The sequence below is a fragment of the Niallia sp. NCCP-28 genome (assembly GCF_023168165.1).
Taxonomy (GTDB): Bacteria; Bacillota; Bacilli; order Bacillales; family Cytobacillaceae; genus Niallia.
In genome coordinates, this window is record NZ_BQYJ01000001.1 from 383895 (window position 1) to 402029 (window position 18135).

At 36.8% G+C, this 18135-nt stretch carries 18 protein-coding genes; 1 reads left to right on the forward strand and 17 read right to left on the reverse strand.

What is annotated here, in order from left to right:
- Positions 1 to 6: 6 nt before the first annotated feature.
- The 9 genes from panC to NCCP28_RS01915 form a co-directional block, all read right to left on the reverse strand.
- Positions 7 to 870 carry a pantoate--beta-alanine ligase gene (gene panC / locus NCCP28_RS01875; RefSeq protein WP_248559712.1) on the reverse strand — a complete coding sequence of 288 codons (864 nt, stop codon included), beginning with the start codon at positions 868 to 870 and terminating at the stop codon, positions 7 to 9.
- Entirely contained in the window at positions 867 to 1703 is an 837-nt protein-coding gene (panB, locus tag NCCP28_RS01880; RefSeq protein WP_248559713.1) for a 3-methyl-2-oxobutanoate hydroxymethyltransferase, read from the reverse strand. Before panB ends, panC begins: the two co-directional genes overlap by 4 nt.
- A 417-nt stretch (positions 1704 to 2120) precedes the next feature.
- Positions 2121 to 3104: a biotin--[acetyl-CoA-carboxylase] ligase gene (locus NCCP28_RS01885; protein ID WP_248559714.1), complete on the reverse strand. Its 984-nt coding sequence runs from the start codon at positions 3102 to 3104 to the stop codon at positions 2121 to 2123.
- A complete protein-coding gene (locus NCCP28_RS01890; RefSeq protein WP_248559715.1) occupies positions 3089 to 4291 on the reverse strand; it encodes a CCA tRNA nucleotidyltransferase in 1203 nt (400 codons plus the stop codon). Before NCCP28_RS01890 ends, NCCP28_RS01885 begins: the two co-directional genes overlap by 16 nt.
- Position 4292: 1 nt before the next feature.
- On the reverse strand, positions 4293 to 5429 hold the full coding sequence (gene bshA / locus NCCP28_RS01895) for an N-acetyl-alpha-D-glucosaminyl L-malate synthase BshA (RefSeq protein WP_248559716.1): 1137 nt from the start codon (positions 5427 to 5429) through the stop codon (positions 4293 to 4295).
- Positions 5426 to 6160, reverse strand: a complete 735-nt coding sequence (bshB1, locus tag NCCP28_RS01900; RefSeq protein WP_248559717.1) for a bacillithiol biosynthesis deacetylase BshB1 — start codon at positions 6158 to 6160, stop codon at positions 5426 to 5428. Before bshB1 ends, bshA begins: the two co-directional genes overlap by 4 nt.
- Complete coding sequence (mgsA, locus tag NCCP28_RS01905; RefSeq protein WP_248559718.1) at positions 6126 to 6551, reverse strand: methylglyoxal synthase; 426 nt, start codon at positions 6549 to 6551, stop codon at positions 6126 to 6128. The genes bshB1 and mgsA overlap by 35 nt, the downstream gene beginning before the upstream one ends.
- Positions 6552 to 6563: 12 nt before the next feature.
- A complete protein-coding gene (gene dapB / locus NCCP28_RS01910) occupies positions 6564 to 7364 on the reverse strand; it encodes a 4-hydroxy-tetrahydrodipicolinate reductase (RefSeq protein WP_248559719.1) in 801 nt (266 codons plus the stop codon).
- Positions 7365 to 7448: 84 nt separating this feature from the next.
- Positions 7449 to 7778: a nucleotide pyrophosphohydrolase gene (locus tag NCCP28_RS01915; RefSeq protein WP_248559720.1), complete on the reverse strand. Its 330-nt coding sequence runs from the start codon at positions 7776 to 7778 to the stop codon at positions 7449 to 7451.
- Between the two features lie 491 nt (positions 7779 to 8269).
- On the opposite strand from NCCP28_RS01915, the gene NCCP28_RS01920 reads away from it, so the two are divergent.
- On the forward strand, positions 8270 to 9148 hold the full coding sequence (locus NCCP28_RS01920; RefSeq protein ID WP_101176773.1) for a YitT family protein: 879 nt from the start codon (positions 8270 to 8272) through the stop codon (positions 9146 to 9148).
- A gap of 55 nt (positions 9149 to 9203) precedes the next feature.
- Here the strand turns inward: NCCP28_RS01920 and NCCP28_RS01925 are convergent, their stop codons facing one another.
- The 8 genes from NCCP28_RS01925 to NCCP28_RS01960 all read right to left on the reverse strand — a co-directional run bounded on the left by NCCP28_RS01925 (position 9204) and on the right by NCCP28_RS01960 (position 18113).
- Positions 9204 to 10418 (reverse strand): MFS transporter, encoded by a 1215-nt coding sequence (locus NCCP28_RS01925; protein WP_248559721.1) that lies wholly within the window; start codon positions 10416 to 10418, stop codon positions 9204 to 9206.
- A gap of 176 nt (positions 10419 to 10594) precedes the next feature.
- Positions 10595 to 11269, reverse strand: a complete 675-nt coding sequence (locus NCCP28_RS01930; RefSeq protein WP_248559722.1) for a zinc metallopeptidase — start codon at positions 11267 to 11269, stop codon at positions 10595 to 10597.
- A gap of 210 nt (positions 11270 to 11479) precedes the next feature.
- Positions 11480 to 12298, reverse strand: coding sequence for a sporulation protein YpjB (ypjB, locus tag NCCP28_RS01935; RefSeq protein WP_248559723.1), 819 nt, complete (start codon positions 12296 to 12298; stop codon positions 11480 to 11482).
- 73 nt (positions 12299 to 12371) lie between these two features.
- On the reverse strand, positions 12372 to 12965 hold the full coding sequence (lhaT, locus tag NCCP28_RS01940) for a lipoprotein heptaprenylglyceryl N-acetyltransferase LhaT (protein WP_248559724.1): 594 nt from the start codon (positions 12963 to 12965) through the stop codon (positions 12372 to 12374).
- 194 nt (positions 12966 to 13159) lie between these two features.
- Positions 13160 to 13708 carry a ReoY family proteolytic degradation factor gene (locus NCCP28_RS01945; RefSeq protein ID WP_248559725.1) on the reverse strand — a complete coding sequence of 183 codons (549 nt, stop codon included), beginning with the start codon at positions 13706 to 13708 and terminating at the stop codon, positions 13160 to 13162.
- Positions 13709 to 13821: 113 nt separating this feature from the next.
- Positions 13822 to 15087 carry a tetratricopeptide repeat protein gene (locus tag NCCP28_RS01950; protein WP_248559726.1) on the reverse strand — a complete coding sequence of 422 codons (1266 nt, stop codon included), beginning with the start codon at positions 15085 to 15087 and terminating at the stop codon, positions 13822 to 13824.
- A gap of 612 nt (positions 15088 to 15699) precedes the next feature.
- Positions 15700 to 16983, reverse strand: coding sequence for a 3-phosphoshikimate 1-carboxyvinyltransferase (aroA, locus tag NCCP28_RS01955; RefSeq protein ID WP_248559727.1), 1284 nt, complete (start codon positions 16981 to 16983; stop codon positions 15700 to 15702).
- Positions 16984 to 17006: 23 nt separating this feature from the next.
- Positions 17007 to 18113: a prephenate dehydrogenase gene (locus NCCP28_RS01960; protein ID WP_248560267.1), complete on the reverse strand. Its 1107-nt coding sequence runs from the start codon at positions 18111 to 18113 to the stop codon at positions 17007 to 17009.
- Positions 18114 to 18135 lie beyond the last annotated feature (22 nt).

Consider the following 18135-nt stretch of genomic DNA (forward strand, 5'->3'; position numbering starts at 1 on the left):
ACATTTTTATAAATCAAAAATGATATTATCGATTAATCTTGCTTGGCTAAATTGAACAGCAAGGGCCACAATAAGCCTTCCAGATAAATGCGTCGGCTGCTCTAAGTGAGGATAAGTTAATACCTCTAAATAATCCACTTTGCCTGATGATTCTTGTTCTATATCGGCTACTAGCTTGTTGCGAAGTTGATTTATATCTGTTTTCCCCTTAATCAACTCTTCTCTTGCTTTAGCAAGGGAACGATAAAGAATGCCGGCTTCCATTCTTTCTTGTTCGCTTAAGCGAACATTTCGTGAGCTTTTAGCTAAACCATCTTCCTCTCGAACTGTTGGAACAGAAACAAGTTGGAGCGGAAAATGAAAATCATTTATTAATCCATCTACAACAGCTACTTGCTGTGCATCTTTTTGCCCAAAATATACTTGGTTCGGCTGCACTAAATGGAAAAGTTTTGTCAGAACGGTTGCAACGCCGTCAAAGTGGCCTGGTCGAGATTTTCCGCATAGGATATCTGTTCTTTTTTGCACATTCACTGTAACCGATAATTCTTTTGGATACATTTCTTCTGCCGACGGATGAAAAATATAATCTACATTCTCTTCTACAGCTACTTGTTTATCATGTTTAAAGTCCCTTGGATAAGAATCTAAATCTTCACTAGGGCCAAATTGCAGGGGGTTTACGAAAATACTTAACACAACAATATCGTTATTTTCTCGCGCTTCCTTTAACAATGCCCGATGCCCTTCATGGAGGTATCCCATTGTAGGCACAAAACCAATTGTTTTCTGGTTATTTTTTAGCTTTGTCGTAAGTTGCTGCAATTCTATTGTTGTAGTAATAACTTTTGTCTCTGTCAGTACGTTCATTGTTTTCCTCCATACAAGCTTTTTAGTTCTTCTTCTTTCATCGTAAAGCTATGTGATATTTCAGGAAACTCACTCTTTTTTACTTCTTGTACATATTGTTCAATTGCTTGTTTAATAGATTCATTTGTATTGGTATACTGTTTAACAAATTTTGCTACTCTATCTACCCCATATGTGATTAAATCGTGGTATACAAGCACTTGTCCATCTGTATGAATGCCTGCACCTATTCCAATTGTCGGAATTTGCAAACTTTTGCTTACTTCTTCTGCCAGCTGCATCGGCACACATTCCAAAACGATTGCAAAAGCGCCTGCTTGTTCACATTTTTTTGCATTTTCTATTAGTTCTAATGCTTCCTTATGGTTTTTGCCTTGCACTTTATAGCCCCCTAAAACACCTACAGATTGGGGGGTTAATCCTAAATGAGCCATAACTGGAATGCCTGCATTCGTAAGAAGCTTAATTTTTTCTATCACATCATTAGCCCCTTCGATTTTTACAGCATGAGCGCCTGTTTCTTGGATCAATTTGCATGCATTCAATAAAGTATCCCGATCAGATAAATGATAGCTTATAAAAGGCATATCGATAACAATAAATGTATCCTGTGCTCCCCGTTTTACAGCTTTTCCATGATGGATCATATCATCCATTGTAACAGGAACAGTAGAATCATATCCCAGCACTACCATTCCCAATGAATCTCCAACAAGAATCATATCCACACCTGATGCCTCCCCATGTTTGGCGGAAGGATAATCATATGCTGTTATCATTGTTATTTTTTCTGCTTTTTCCTTCATTTTAAGAAAATCAGTAATTGACTTCATATTTTCCTCCTTGTTTTGGAAGAGGGGAATTCTAAACATAATAAAAAATCCTTCTATCAACAAAATAGAAGGATGCAGGCTGTCGACAAACGTTCCCTTTCTTCATTGCTCCCTTGTTCAGATGCTCCTTACCAAACTACGGCAGTTCCGCTCCTCCCAATGCTTCACCTATCAAAAGCAAAAAGCTTTCGATAACTTCAAAAGTCAGCAAAATGAACTTTGTCCTCACTCTGAAACCTTCTATTAACAAATAGAAGGATAATACGCTGATTTCATTTGTTTCATCCCTCTGTCCTTGTCCTATTATCTGGATCTAGGCAGATATAAATAAATAAGTGTATAAAGGTGCAGTTCACTCTGATACCGCCCGACAAAAGAATTATAACAAATCCAAATCATTTCTACTATAAGTATTTATCATGATGTAACAGAAATATCTGCCGAATAAATCATATGTGTGGTTCCTTGTTCATCTTCTACTAATAAAACCCCATCATCTGTGATGCCCAATGCTTTCCCCACTATCTTTCCCGTTAATGTGCTCGCAGTGATCTTGGTGCCTATCGTCAATGCATAACTTTCCCATAATAATTTAATAGGATAAAATCCGTTTTCTAAATAAATCGTATATAACTTTTCCATTTTGAGAAGAATCGCCTGAATAATAACTGCTCGATTCCAAGTTTCCTTGTTTTCTATAAAAAGAGAGGTAGCAGTATTTTGAAGTTCTTCTGGATAGTCTTCTATTTGCTGATTCACATTGATGCCAATGCCGACAATAAGAGAATGGATGCGATCGCTGTCAGCTTGAAGTTCTGTTAAAATGCCGGTTACTTTTTTGCCGTTTATCAGCACATCGTTAGGCCACTTGATTTGCGCCTGTATACCTGTAACTTCCTCTATTCCTTGCACAACTGCAACAGCTGTGAGCAGCGTTAATTGAGGCGCCTGCATAATAGGAATATTAGGCCTTAATAAAACGCTCATCCAAATTCCTTTATATTTAGGAGAATGCCAAGAACGATCCATTCTCCCTCTTCCGCCAATTTGCTCTTCTGCAAGAACAATTGTCCCTTCTTCGGCCCCTTCATAGGCTAATTTTTGGGCAATTTTTTGGGTGGAATCTACTGTTTCTTCATAATGAATATTTCTTCCTAAAAACTTTGTTTTTAATCCAAACCGAATTTCATCTGGAATAATGCTCTTTGGACTATTCGTAATTCGATAGCCCTTTTTGCGAACAGCTTCCAAAGTAAATCCGTCTTTGCGCATTTCCTCTATATGTTTCCAAATAGCTGTTCTAGAGCACCCTAACCTATCGGCAAGCTCTTGGCCTGATATATATTCATCTGGCTTATCAGTAAACACTTCCAGCAGTTTCTTTCTTAAATCAGATGACATGACTCTAGCCACTCCTTTATTGCTTGCTTATCGTTTTTCACCTTTTGTTCTAATACCGCGTATTCTACTGCCTCTATGGCTTCTTTTATCCATGCTCCAGGAGGTTTGCTGCTCCAGTTCAATAAATCTTTTCCATGAATGGCAAGCTCTGCTTTTTCTTGTATCGGCAGCTGCTCAAATGCTTTTTTTATGTAATCTGCTTCTTTTATCAATTTCCCTTCCCAAATTAGCATGGAAAGTTTTTCTGCACTACAAGCAATCTCCAAGGTTATTTTGTATAAATCTACGCATGTCCAATTATTTTTTTGTTTTCCAAGCATAGCTGCAATTATTTTTTGAACTTTTTTGATTTTTTTTACCGGCAGTTTCCATTGGCGCAAAAATACGTCGATTTCCTTATTTGCTGTAATATCCATCTTCCAAAGCAATAACGTCCACATTTCATCAATAGTTAGATAATCTATCTCCATTTTGGAAACTTGCAAAATCACTTGTTTTTTTTCTTTCAGCATTGGCAAATATTCATGCAAATTTGTTTCCCCGATTAGCTGCAAGGATTTTCTGCTGTATTTGCCACTTAACAGCTTTTCAAATTCTTGTGTGATTCTTTCTATTGCTATTTTTGCTAATAATGGCCGATTTTGCCTAATAGAAGCATATGTTTTTTCTTCTAATGAAAAACCTAATGTGCTGACAAACCGAATGGCGCGCATCATGCGAAGTGCGTCTTCTTTAAAACGTTCATCTGCATTTCCAACAGTTTCTATTTGTTGTTGCTTTAATGCCTCCCTGCCAGAAAAATAATCAATAATATTTCCTTGTTTATCCATTGCCATTGCATTCATGGTAAAATCTCGCCTTTGCAAATCTTCCCGAAGCTCTCTAATAAACGCCACTTCACTTGGACGCCTAAAATCCACGTAAGATGACTCCGTCCGAAATGTTGTTATTTCGTATGATTTGCCACCTGCTATTACCATAACGGTTCCATGCTGTATGCCAATATCAATTGTCTGGCCAAATATTCCTTTAATTTCTTCTGGTGTCGCAGATGTTGCAATATCGATATCATTGATTTTTTTGCCAAGCAAATAATCCCGAACAGAACCGCCGACAAAATATGCTTCAAATCCAGCCTGTTCTATTCTTTTTAAAATAGGTGCAGCTTCTTGAAAAACTGCTGGCATATTATTCACCTTCTTTTAGAAGACGCTCATATATTTGTTCATATTGATTAACGATTAATTCCGCACGAAAATTCTCCGTAACCCGCCGCATGGACCGCAAAGCAAATTCAGCTTGAAGCTTGGGATCGGATAACAGCAAAGCACCTTTTTCGCCAACTTCTTGTATATTACCCAATTCACAGATAAAACCCGTTTTTCCATCGACGATCACTTCGGGAATTCCCCCAATATTGGTGCCGATACACGGCACACCGCAAGCCATGGCTTCTAATGCAACTAAACCAAAACTTTCCTTCTCTGATAAAAGAAGCATTAAATCGCTGATAGAATATAGTTCTTCCAAGTTTTCTTGTTTTCCTAAAAATAATACTTTATTTTTCATTTGCAATTCGTCAACCAGCTTGGTGACATTTCTCATTTCTGGACCATCGCCTACAAGCAAAAGTTTTGCCGGAACCTTTTTGGCCAAATGGTGAAATGCCTTTACTACGTCTGGCACTCTTTTCACACTGCGGAAATTAGACACATGGATCACTACTTTTTCGTCCTGTTTAATCCCATATTCTTTTCTAAGATGAGTAGAATCTACTTTATGATATATTCTCTCATCAATAAAGTTATACAGCACCTCAATTTGCTTGTCTGCCTGAATGACGTCATATGTCTGCATGCGCAATGATTCAGAAACAGCAGTAACGGCATCCGATTTTTCAATGCCAAAACGAATGCTGTCTGTTAAAGATGAATCATATCCTAAAACAGTAATATCTGTTCCATGCAAGGTAGTGACAATCTTCACATCACGGCCACTCATTTGTTTTGCCAAAATGGCACATACTGCATGAGGAATTGCATAATGAACATGAAGAAGATCCAACTCTTCTCGTTTTATTACTTCTGCCATTTTGCTGCTTAACGCAATATCATAAGGAGGATATTGGAAAACAGAATATTGGCTGACTTCTACTTGATGATAATAAATATTATGGTACATTTTATTTAGGCGAAATGGCAGACTAGAGGAAATAAAATGTATTTCATGCCCTTTTTCTGCAAGCATTTTCCCTAATTCAGTTGCAACAACGCCTGATCCTCCTACTGTCGGATAGCAGGTAATTCCTATTTTTAATTTTTTCATTCTATTTCACCTAATAAATCATGATGTATTAATAATGGCTTTTTCTTCATAAATCCTTCAGCATAGCTTGTTCCAACTTCTTGCCCAAACATTTTTTCTCTTGCTTCAATTGTTTCAATATAACCATTAACAAGTGGGGTCTCCACCGTTTCTTTTGTTTTGACAAATTGGCTCCGATAACAATTTAATGCCTGTTTTTTTATTTCCATCCATTTAGATGTATCAATAACAAAATCTGGTTTATGAAAGCCATTTATCATATAATAATAGCTGTTTTGCACTTTATGTGCTGCTGAATCTCCAGCTTTAAAGTTTTTGATGCCTGCTGAAAAGATGGCTTCATCGACTAGTTTTCCACAATTCCCATGATCTGGATGACGATCTATATAAAATGGGGAAAAAATGATTTTCGGTTTATAGTATCGAATAACTTCTACAATTTTTTTTATAAATGATTCTTGTAGATACAGTCCTCTATCTGGGAGGCCAATTGTCATTCTTTCTGTTATTCCTAACACATCCCCAGCTTTTTCCGCCTCTGATTTACGATTTTCCACCGTACCGTTTGAAGATAGTTCACTATTTGTCAAATCACATATTACGATGCGTTTGCCTTCATAGGCATATTTGGCAATGCTAGCGCCCATGCCGATTTCAACATCATCTGCATGGGCTCCAAATGCCAATATATCAATATTATTTTTTTTCGGCAAAATCTTCTGTTTTTCCATGTACAACATTTCTCCAGTCTATATCTCCTTGCTCTAACCCTCGAATTAACACTTCTCCTGTTCCCATATTGGTTGCAAGAGGCACAGAATATACATCACATAAACGAATAAGTGCCGTTACATCTGGCTCATGAGGCTGTGCAGTCAGCGGATCGCGAAAGAAAAAAATCATATCCATCTCATTGTTGGCAATTTTTGCGCCGATTTCCTGATCGCCGCCAAGGGGTCCAGAACAAAACCTATGGACTGCTAATCCTGTTGCTTCTTGAATTTTCTGTCCAGTTGTTCCTGTTGCAAATAGTGCATGTTTTGCAAAAATCATTTTATAGGCTGTTACAAATCGGATCATATCATCTTTTTTCTTATCGTGAGCAATTAAAGCAATATTCATTTCTTCACACCCCTACTCCATGATATTTTCTAAACCGTAAACTAATACATTCACCTTTAGGACTTCTTCTACTGCAAGCCTTACGCCAGACATAAAAGACACTCGATTATAAGAATCGTGTCTAATCGTTAAAGATTCTCCTTCTGCTCCAAATAGCACTTGCTGATGGGCAATCAAACCTGGCAAACGAGTAGAATGTATGCGCATTCCATCAAAATCTGCTCCTCTTGCACCTGAAATCGTTTCTTTTTCATCTGGGTGTCCTTGTTTTTTTGCTTGTCTTACTTCTGCCATTAATTCGGCTGTTTTGATGGCTGTTCCACTTGGCGCATCCAATTTTTGATCATGATGCATTTCCATTATTTCAACATCCTGATAGTATTTTGCAGCAATTTGGGAGAACTTCATCATCAATACAGCACCTAAAGCAAAATTAGGAGCAATAATGCATCCACGATCCATTTCTTCACATAATCTTTCTAGTTCTTGCAAATTCTCTTTTGTAAATCCAGTTGTTCCTACAACAGGTCTCACGCCATAGCTAAGGGCTGTTTTAGCATGATAATAGCCAAATTCAGGCGTTGTCAAATCAATAAGAACATCTGGTTTTTCTGTTTGAAAGCATTTTTCAATATCTGTATAGATTGGCACATCATACCCTGCAAAGCCGTCTAAATCACTTAATTTTTTTCCCTCATGCTTATGATCTAAAACCCCGACTAAGTCAAAATGCTCCGTTCGGCCTGTTAAATAAACTGCCTCTTTTCCCATTCTTCCTCTAGCCCCTGCAATAACAATCTTTACTTTATTCAATTTCATGCGCTCCTTTATGCTATATATATGTATGTTTTTATCTGAAAAGTTTTAGCTCTGCTTTCCTCTGGTGCTGCTAAATGTTTACTCTTCTTTTTTTGTCCAGCGATCTTTGTCTCTTGTATTGAATTTATGCATCACTCGATCATGCGCTTCTTCTAAATCAATATTTAAAGAATTGGCAAGGCACGTTAAAACAAACAGCATATCACCAAGCTCATCCTTAATCTCTTTTTCTCCCTCTGATGCTTTTTTTGGCTTTTCTCCATAATGATGATTAATTTCTCTTGCCAGTTCCCCTAATTCTTCTGTTAAACGTGCCAGCATAGCCAAAGGACTAAAATAGCCTTCTTTAAATTGGCCAATATATTGATCTACTTCTGTTTGAATTTCTTTCAGCGTTTTATCCGTCAATCCTTCCACCCCAAACCAAATCATATTCTTCTACATGTTAGCTAATCTAAAAGGTTTTTACAAACATTTTAGCCAGTTTTATTCTGATATTTTCATAATTTTTTTCGAGTTCATATTCTAATAAAGTGAAACTTCAATCAGTAAGGGTTTTCCACGTCCCCCACTGATTGTTAGTGGAACCAGTCAAGCTTTTATCGACAAGTTTCTATCCACCTAGATTTCTCGTTTTTCTTACCACCCCTTAGGTAGGGAGCAAAAGCCCGTTAATGCATGATAAAATACTGGTTTTTTATTACTTGTCATTTCTTCCATATTCCCAGGATATTTACCTTGACATTGCTATCGACTTGTTATTTGGATATAATGAATGAACATTCACTGCATAAAGTGAACCTTCTATTCAGAAGAGATCATCTTCCCTATTTCTTAGGAAATAAATAGTTTGCAATAACTTTTAATTGGCCAATACATAGAAAGAAGGCGATTGTTACATGTTTAAAGGAATAAAACTTAAAAATATTTTATTTATCCTTCTTGGTTCCGCAATTTTCTCTTTTGGAATTATCCATTTTAATATGCAGAATAATTTATCAGAAGGTGGTTTTACCGGATTAACCTTATTGCTGTATTTTAAATTTAATTGGGATCCATCCTATACCAATCTGCTTTTAAATATACCGTTATTTTTTATCGGCTGGAAACTGCTTGGAAAAAATGTTTTCATTTATACCATTATTGGAACAGTCAGCGTCTCCTTCTTTTTCTGGCTATTCCAGCTTCCCCAAATCCAGCTGCACATTCCATTAAAAGAAGATTTAACTCTTGCTGCTTTGTTTGCTGGAACTTTTATTGGAATTGGCCTTGGCATTATTTTCCGCTTTGGAGGCACAACTGGCGGAGTCGATATTATTGCAAGGCTTGTTTTTAAATTCTATGGCTGGAGTATGGGAAAAACGATGTTTTTATTTGATGCATGTGTTATTACCCTATCCTTGATTTTTTACCTTTCCTATCGGGAAGCAATGTATACCCTTGTTGCTGTGTTTGTTGGAACAAGAGTTATTGATTTTATGCAAGAAGGAGCATATGCTGCCAGAGGCGCTATGATTATTTCTGATTTTAATGAACAAATTGCAGATAAAATTATGAGCGAAATGGATCGAGGGGTCACTGTTCTAAAAGGCCATGGCTCTTTTACTAAAAAGGAAAGAGAAGTATTGTATTGTGTAGTGGCTAAAACCGAAATTGTCCGATTAAAAAGCGTAATAACTTCGGTTGATCCCCATGCTTTCGTTTCTGTTAGTGTGGTTCATGATGTGATTGGCGAAGGCTTTACATTAGATGAGTACAAGCGGCCAATTGAGCATTGATTCTTCCATTAAAAAGCAAGAGAATAAACCTTTCCTGTTTATTCTCTTGCTTTTTTTACTGTATATGCATATTTTTCACTTCTTTATCTGTTGGCAGCAAATAAGTTAATATTCCTAAAACAGGAAGAACACTACATAATAACATCACAGTCTGAAGACTATATAAATCGCCAATCACCCCAAAAATAACAGCACCTAATGCTCCCATTCCAAATGCTAAACCAACAATTAGCCCTGACACTAGTCCAATCATCCCTGGAAGCAGCTCTTGTGCATATACGACCGTAACACTAAAGCTGGATTGCAGAATAAAGCCTATAACAGCGAGCAATGGCGCAATCAATGCAGGAGGGATATGGGGCAACAGCAAAGTAAAAGGCACAGATCCAAGCATAGAAAAAACAAGAATCATCCTTTTTCCAAAACGATCTGCAAGAGGCCCCCCAAAAAATGTTCCAAAAACGCCAGCAAGCATAAAGATAAATACATAAAGCTGGGCCGATTTAATGGACAGTTGGAATTTCTCCATCATGTAAAAGTGAAAAAAATTCGTGATTCCCGCTCCATACCAAGAACGGGCAAAAACCAAAAAGATTAGTAAGCATATGGAAAAAACAATTCTTTTCGAAATGCGAAGCTCCCGTTTTATTTGTTGTTTTTGTTTAGAAATCGTGTGTTTCAGCTCTTCTTTATACCAGAAAGATACGGTGAAAAGCACCATTACACCTAAAGCAGCAAGAACAGTAAACCAAATCGTGCCAAATTGGCCTGTATAAAGAAAAATAAAAGCAGTAAACAGCGGCGCCATTGATTGGCCTGCATTGCCGCCAACTTGATAAATAGATTGTGCCAATCCCCGCTTCTGTCCTGCAGCCATGTAAGCAACACGTGATCCCTCTGGATGAAAAATGGCTGAACCAAATCCAATAAATAGGACAGATAATAGCACAAAATAAAAATTAGAAGCAAAAGCAAGCCCCATCATGCCAAGCAAACTGGAAACAAGTGCAATCGGCAATAAAAAAGGCGCCGGTTTTTTATCTGCCATCATACCAAAAAAAGGCTGCATAAGAGACGATGTAATATTCAGCGTAAAAGCAATCCAGCCGACTTGGGTGTAATTTAATTGCATCGTCTTTTCCAAAACAGGAAATAATGCCGGAACGACAGATTGCATACAGTCATTAATAAAATGACCTAAACTAATAGCAAATAAAATCCGATAAACGGTTAATGATTGTTTTTGCGTCAAATGCTCTGCTGTTTGCAAAAAACCCCTTCTTTCCCCCATAAAAATAATGTATGTAAAAATTTCGATTAGTGAAATATCAATATTTATTATACAGCCAAGTTTCAGATAATAGTAGAAAAAAACAAAAAAATCCATCATACTGCAAATGGATTTTTTGTTTAAAGATATGTTGTTATTTATATGTTTCTTTAGATTTAATCGTCTCTTTGCATGCCTGTATAAATTAAAATAAGACGAATCAATTCCAAAACGGCTACAGCTGCTGCAGCAACATATGTCAATGCTGCTGCATTTAATACTTTTTTTGTTTCTCTTTCTTCGTCATTGCGGATAATGCCGAGTGAAACAACTTGATCCATCGCTCGATTAGATGCATTGAATTCAACCGGCAATGTGACAAACTGGAATAATACAGCAGCTGCCATAAAAAGAATCCCTAAAAGCAATAAATTCGATAGTCCAGCCAACATGCCGATTAGGATAAGTATCCAAGAAAAGTTGCTGCCAATATTGGCAACTGGAACTAATGCATGGCGAAAACGCAAAAAAGAATAATCTTGCTGATCTTGAATCGCATGGCCAACTTCATGTGCAGCAATAGCAGCTGCTGCAACAGAATGCCCATGATAGTTGTCGCTAGAAAGGCGCACAACTTTTGTTCGGGGATCGTAATGATCAGACAAAACGCCTCTTGTTTCTTCAACCGTAACATTGTATAGTCCATTTTCATCTAAAATTTTTCTTGCTACTTCTCGGCCTGAAAGATGAGAAGTGGAAGCTACCTTAGAATATTTTTTATATGCACTTTTAACCCTCATCTGCGCCCAAAGAGGTACTAAAAGGATGATAATAAAGTATAGTATATACATGCTTTTCCCCCTAATTATTCTAGTAGTATTATTTTTATTGTAAGCAAGAGGTAAGCATAATGTCAAATTTAAATATTTAAATTTGTTTTCTAAGACGAAGGCGATATAATATTTTGCACCGATCCTTATACAGATAATTTCGCCTAATAAAATTAAAGCTTCAATTAGGCTTTTGCAGGCTCTTCCATACCATTCGTTAAATACCGATGCTTATAGTTTATGGCTGGATTTTCTTTTTCTCTTTTGTTCTCCTTTTTCTCCTATATATTTTCTCACCGCAACATAAGATAATGTCAAAATAATAATGCTGCCTGTGGAAATAATTACCCACCAAAGAGAAGGATCTGCTTCATCTTCGTACACTTGATTAAATACATCTTCCAGTTCGGACTGAAGAGTTGCAATCTCTTCTTGCTGCCCTCCATTAGAAAACACTTGCAGACGGTATGTCCCAATAAATTCTACTAATGCATTTAATTTTTGAAACTGTTCTGTTCCTACATCTAATTTTAAACTAGGATAAATAATTTGATATAAAGACAGAAATGAATCCATTTTTTCTTCATAAACTCGCTTATTTCCTGCAGCCAATGCTTGTTCCATTTCTCCATATGTAGCCATGACCGGCTCTTCCATTTGTGTCCATAAAGGCTGTTTCCCTGAAGAAATTGCATCAACTGCAAGACGGAATTTTGTAACCGTATTAACACGTTCATTGCTGTTAAGGGACGCGTTAGAAATGGCTTCAACAGCTTCATCATGCGCTCCAGTCACAATTCTTAATTCATCCATAGTAAAAGTTTTTTGTTTAATAGAAACCACACTAAATTGATTGGAGAAATAATCAAGAATTTTTTTAGCATCCTCATATCTTTCTGACTTTACAAGCTGCAGTGCTTCATCACTCAGCGTATCAAGTTCATCTATAGGAGCATTTCGTTTTACATCTGCATTTGCTGCTGAAATAGTAAGAGAAATTGGTGCAAGCAAGCATAATAGTAACGTTAATACAACCAATTTAGCCTTCATTTTTTGTCCCTCCCCACTCTACTATTAAAAATGTATGTGGGATTGGACAAGGTTAGAATAAAAAATTATCTGCTTAAGACAAGTTCCATTTCAGGAATGGCTGTTTTTGCGTTAAATAATAGACAACGGCAACACTTATTACACTTAGCCAAAAAGTAAAATAGCCAATCTCCGGTATATATTGATCTAGCACTTGATATCTTGGCATCATCAAAAAAACATAATCAATGACATCATTATGAAATGTCCATATACCCGCAAGCAAAAGATGCCTCACTTTTATGCGGTAAAAAGGGGTATATAATAAGCCTTGAATTGCCATGGCACCGTGTGAAACAATAAGCATTACAGCAGCCATTTCCATAATTCCCGTTTTAGCATAAACGAGAATATTCATCACCACAGCCCAAATTCCATATTTAAACAGTGTAATAACCGCTAACGCCTCAAATAATGGCCAATTTCTTTTCAGCAAAAATGCAAATAGGACCATAACAAAAAACAGACTTGCCGTTGGACTATCTGGCACAAAAGCTAAAAAAACAGCAGGAGTTTCAGCCAACTGAAACCTATACCAATAGTAGCCATAAATGGTTCCTACTACATTTACAACGAGCAATAATAATAAAAAGGAGCGGTTTGCCAATAGATAATAAAGCCATTTCATCCCTATGTACTTCCTTTCCAAATCCATATTGCTCCATTTTATCATAAGAACTTCTAGCAGTACATAAGCGCTTAAAACAAGCACATTCTCTCATTTGTTTTTCTTTTTATTCATTTTCTCCATAACAAAAAAAGCAGCAAAAAGGACTTGGCAAACCAACCCTCTTGTTGGCCGCACCTTTTTGCCGCTGCTATTTATTCTGCATTTTGCAAATACTTCAACCTATTGGTCAACTCCTGAAAAGATTGCTGATCGCCCTTATCAAGAGCCTCATCAATTAATTCAAGCAATTTTTCCTTTTGGAATTTTTCAATGCTTGCTACAAGAAATTGCTCTGCAATCATTTTATCTTTTTCGCTTATTTCTAATTTTTTCGGCATAAATGGATTTTCCACCAGCACGGCTGCATATTGATGAGCCTGATTAGAAGCATAAAAATTTAATTGAATATAAATATCTTCATCCCTGTTTAAGCGAATATCATGAAAAGATTTTTCTGCATCGGTTGTCATTACATTTTCTTTATAAAAACGAAATGGAACTTCATCAACACAATGTGTCGACATGATTAACCCTCTTGGACATCTTTCTGCATTATCTACAAAATGAACCTTTTCCATTAATTGATCGTGGCTCATTAAGTAATTTAAAATCCAAACACATTCCCTTCTCTTCAATTGATAATGATTCAAAAACCAACGAATGAAGTCTTTTTTCTCATTGACAGATACAGGGGTTTTCATCTGTTTAGTTCCCTCCTCTGCATTGCAACTAAATTTTTTTGTCTTTAAGTTTATACCCTGCCATTCATCACTCTTTTCCCCCATGCTCATGCACTCCAAAATTAAAGCTTTTGTTAAAATGGCTCCTCTGTTAATTGATCGATCATTTCCATATACTCGACATTGCTCGGATCAGTTAACAACAGCTTATTAAAAATTTCGGCAGCTTCCTTTCTTTTTCCTTCTTCTAAAAGAAAATATCCAAAGTCGTATAAAAAATCTGGAAGATCTTTATAAAAAGTATATGCTGTATTATATTTGTTTAATGCCTCTGAATATTTCTCCAACCCTTGGAGCGCTTTGGCAGCGTCCCAATAAAGCTGAGGTTCTTCAATTTGTTGAACATCCATCATATCAATCAGCTCCATGCAGTCGCTAAATCGGTCCCGGGATAAAAACAGCTTATTTAATAGAATTACAGCTTCTGTAAATTCAGGATCAATCGCCAACCCTTCACGAAAATACTTTTCTGCATTTTCTTCATCGCCCAACTTAAGTGCCAGCTTCCCGCCATATACATATAAATCTTTATTAAACTCATCCTGCTTTATGCCTTCTACCACTGTTTCATACGCTTCTTTTAACATCTCTTCTTGTTCATATGCTTTTGCCAGATATAAGTATAAAGAATGGAAAGAAGGATCTAATGCTTTTACTTCTTCCAAGTGTTTAATGGCACTTGAAGTCATTCCAGCTTGCAGGGAAGTTAATCCTAAATTAAACAATGTGTTAATTTCCACTTTTTCAGCCAACGCTTTTTTATAATAATCGACGGCTTCTTCAAAACCACCACCTGCACTTAAACAATCAGCAATTCTCCCATTAACATTCACGCCACCCACTAAAGTTTGATAAGGGAGAACCAGTTTATAGGCATTAATCGCATCATACAGTCTTCCTTGTTCTGCATACAATTCTCCAAGAGCAAAATCGATAATCGCTTCATTGGGCAGAATCGTCTTTGCTTGAAGCAACTTTTGTTCACTTACTTCAAACAATCCATCCATTTGATATAAGTCGGCTAATAATAGCAATGCTTGAGGATAGCTTGGATCTTGTTCGTTTATTCTCTCAAGCACAACAATCGCCTCTTCTTCATTGCCAAGTTCCATTTCTGCTTCAGCTACTAGCACCAATAATTCTCCCTCTTCTGGATATGCTTCTAACAACCGCTGAAACAAAATTTTTGCTTCTTCCAAAAAACCTAATTGGAAAAGCTCTTCTCCTAATACAAATCTTTCCTCATTGCTGCCGCTTTTCACTATATCATTATAATATTGCAACGCCTTATCTTGTTGTCCATCTTCTAATAATGCAATAATTTCTTGTACTCTTTCCATGTATATTCCTCTCTAGTCTCTATCTATTTCGAAAAATAAAAGACTTTTGCTTCAATATATTCACTATTGTAAATGATAAAAAATACCTTTACTTGCTTCGAATATAGCTTTCTTAACAAAAAAGCAAATTATACTCTATCACTATGATAAAGAAACAAATCATTTTCTTCAATATTTATGATTGAAGAACTTATTTAACATAGAGAACATTCGCCTCTTCTGTCTGTTCTCTCTTACTGCTTTGCCTGTTTTCTCTCTTATCATACATTCCTCATTGGCAAGTCTGCATTTTTTATTTTAAAAAAACACAGAAATAAGAATACAAATTTTTGTTCCCCATTCCTCGCAGGCAGATTTTTCGTTCACTTTTTATAGATGAATGGATGTTTTCACTCTATTTTCAGCCATCCCCTAGCATCACCACCCATTTTCTTTAAGACAAGCTATGATTTTATTTCAGAAATTATTCCTTTTTTTGTTAATGAATATAATGGCGAGTAAATATTGGATTGATTCCAGCTTCCCTATTATTCATTATATCGTTTCATTTTGAACAAAATAAAACTCAGCCCTCCATTAGGACCGAGTTTTATTTTCATATTAATTTACGCATTAATTTTGCGTTAAGCTTGTTAAATGTTCAAAAAAAGTTGGATATGATACAGAAATCGCTTCTGCATTTTCTAATGTTAATTCTCCTTCACAAATAAGGGAAGCAACAGCCAACATCATGCCAATTCGATGATCTCCGTGACTATTTACCATATTGCCGGAAAGAGGTGTTCCCCCTTTGATAATCATTCCATCATCTGTTGCGACAATATCAGCACCTAGCTTTTGCAATTCTTGTACAACTGTATCAATGCGATTTGTTTCTTTCACCTTTAACTCGTGGGCATCTTTAATAATCGTTGTCCCACTTGCTTGGGTTGCCAAAAGAGCAATGATTGGGATTTCATCAATTAACTTTGGAATAATGTCCCCTTCAATAACCGTCCCTGTCAACTTGCTTGTCCTTACAGTAATATCACCAACTGGTTCAAATACTTCTGATTCATTTTGACTAATTTCGACTGATGCTCCCATATTTTTCAAAACATCCATTATGCCAGTGCGAGTTGGATTTAAACCGACATTTTTCAGCATAACACGGCTATTCGGTACAATACTTGCTGCAACTAAAAAGAAGGCTGCTGATGAAATATCTCCTGGAACATGAATATCTGCAGCTGTTAAAGCTTGTCCGCCCTCAACATGTATTGCCTTATCTTGCACATCAATTTCGCCGCCGAATCGTTTAATCATTCTTTCTGTATGATCCCTTGTTGCCAATGGTTCAATAACAGTTGTTTTTCCATTTGCTTGCAGTGCAGCAAAAATAATGGCAGATTTTACTTGGGCGCTTGCCACAGGAAGTTCATATGTTATAGGCTGCAAACAGCCGCCACGGATTGAGAGAGGTGTAAACTCCCCATTATTTCTGCCATCAATTTTTGCTCCCATCTTACGCAATGGGCCAACAACTCTTGTCATCGGTCTTTTTCCAATAGAATGGTCTCCAACTAATGTAGCATGAAATTCTCTTCCAGCAAGAATTCCCGACAGCAGCCGAATAGTTGTCCCTGAATTGCCAACATCCAAAACCTCTTTTGGCTCTATTAATCCATTTAATCCATTTCCTTCAATAATCACTTTATCCTCTTGTACATCGATATGAACGCCTAGTTTTTGAAAACAAGAGATGGTACTTAAACAATCATCGCCCATTAAAAAATTAGTAACCGTTGTTCTGCCATTTGCAATCGCGCCAAACATAACAGAACGGTGAGAAATAGATTTGTCGCCCGGGACCAATATCTCCCCTTGTAAACTCGCTGGAGTCTCTATTAATTTCATCCGTTCATCCACCTTTTCTGCCATCATTTTTCAATCGTTGTATCATAATTCGAATAGTCTGCAATACACTTTTGCGCCCGCATTCTATCCTCATCTGTCTGAAAGCTAATGACTAATACTCCATTAATATCCTCTCTTGTTTCAATAATGCGGATATTCGTTATACTAATCACTTCTTTCGCTAAATAACCTGTTATTTCCGAAATAACCCCTGGATAGTCGGGAACATCTACATACAAATCATAAAAGGCGGGAATTGCTCCTTTTTGGTTTTTAGGAAGATCATCCCGAAATTTTTTCGCATCCTCAAAATAAGTGAACAGCCCTTCGGCATTTTCCTCATCTATCAATGAAATAACCAGATTCATTTCATCTTGCCAATCCTTTAAAAGTTTCAGCAGCACTTCTTTATTATGCAGTAAAATATCACGCCACATTGCTGGACTGCTCGATGCTATTCTTGTAATATCTCTAAATCCACCAGCTGCAAGTCTTGTAACAAGCTCATTTGTTTTGCTTGTCTGGTCTGCCTGATGCACCAGAGATGCTGCCACAATATGTGGCATATGACTAATGACACCTGTCAGCAAGTCATGTTCACTTGGGGTAATTACTAAAAACTTAGCTTTTGTCCCGCCTAGCCAGTCCATTAAACATTTTACCTTCTCTTCATCTGTAAAATCGTCTGGCGTAATTAAATAAAAGGCATTTTCAAACAGCAAAGATTTTGCAGCAGCAACCCCACTTTTATGGGAGCCAGCCATCGGATGTCCCCCAATAAAAGTGATGCCCTTTTGCGAAAGCATTTCTGCTTTCTCCATAATTTTCCCTTTTGTGCTTCCAACATCTGTAATAATTACGCCCTTTTTTAAAGGCAGCTCTATAAACATTTCCATTATTATTTCCGTTTCCTTTACAGGTGTCGAAATAATAATCAAATCAGCATTTAGAGCCCCTTCCATAATGGATTCGGCTTTTTCATCAATTACCCCTAGCATTTTGCCAAGTTTTACATTTTGATTTGATACATCATAACCAATGATGCTGCAATTAGGATGTTTGGCTTTAATGCCTAATGCCAAAGATCCTCCAATTAGTCCCAACCCTATTATAAAGACGCGGCCATTCACTTTATTCACCGCCACTTCTTTT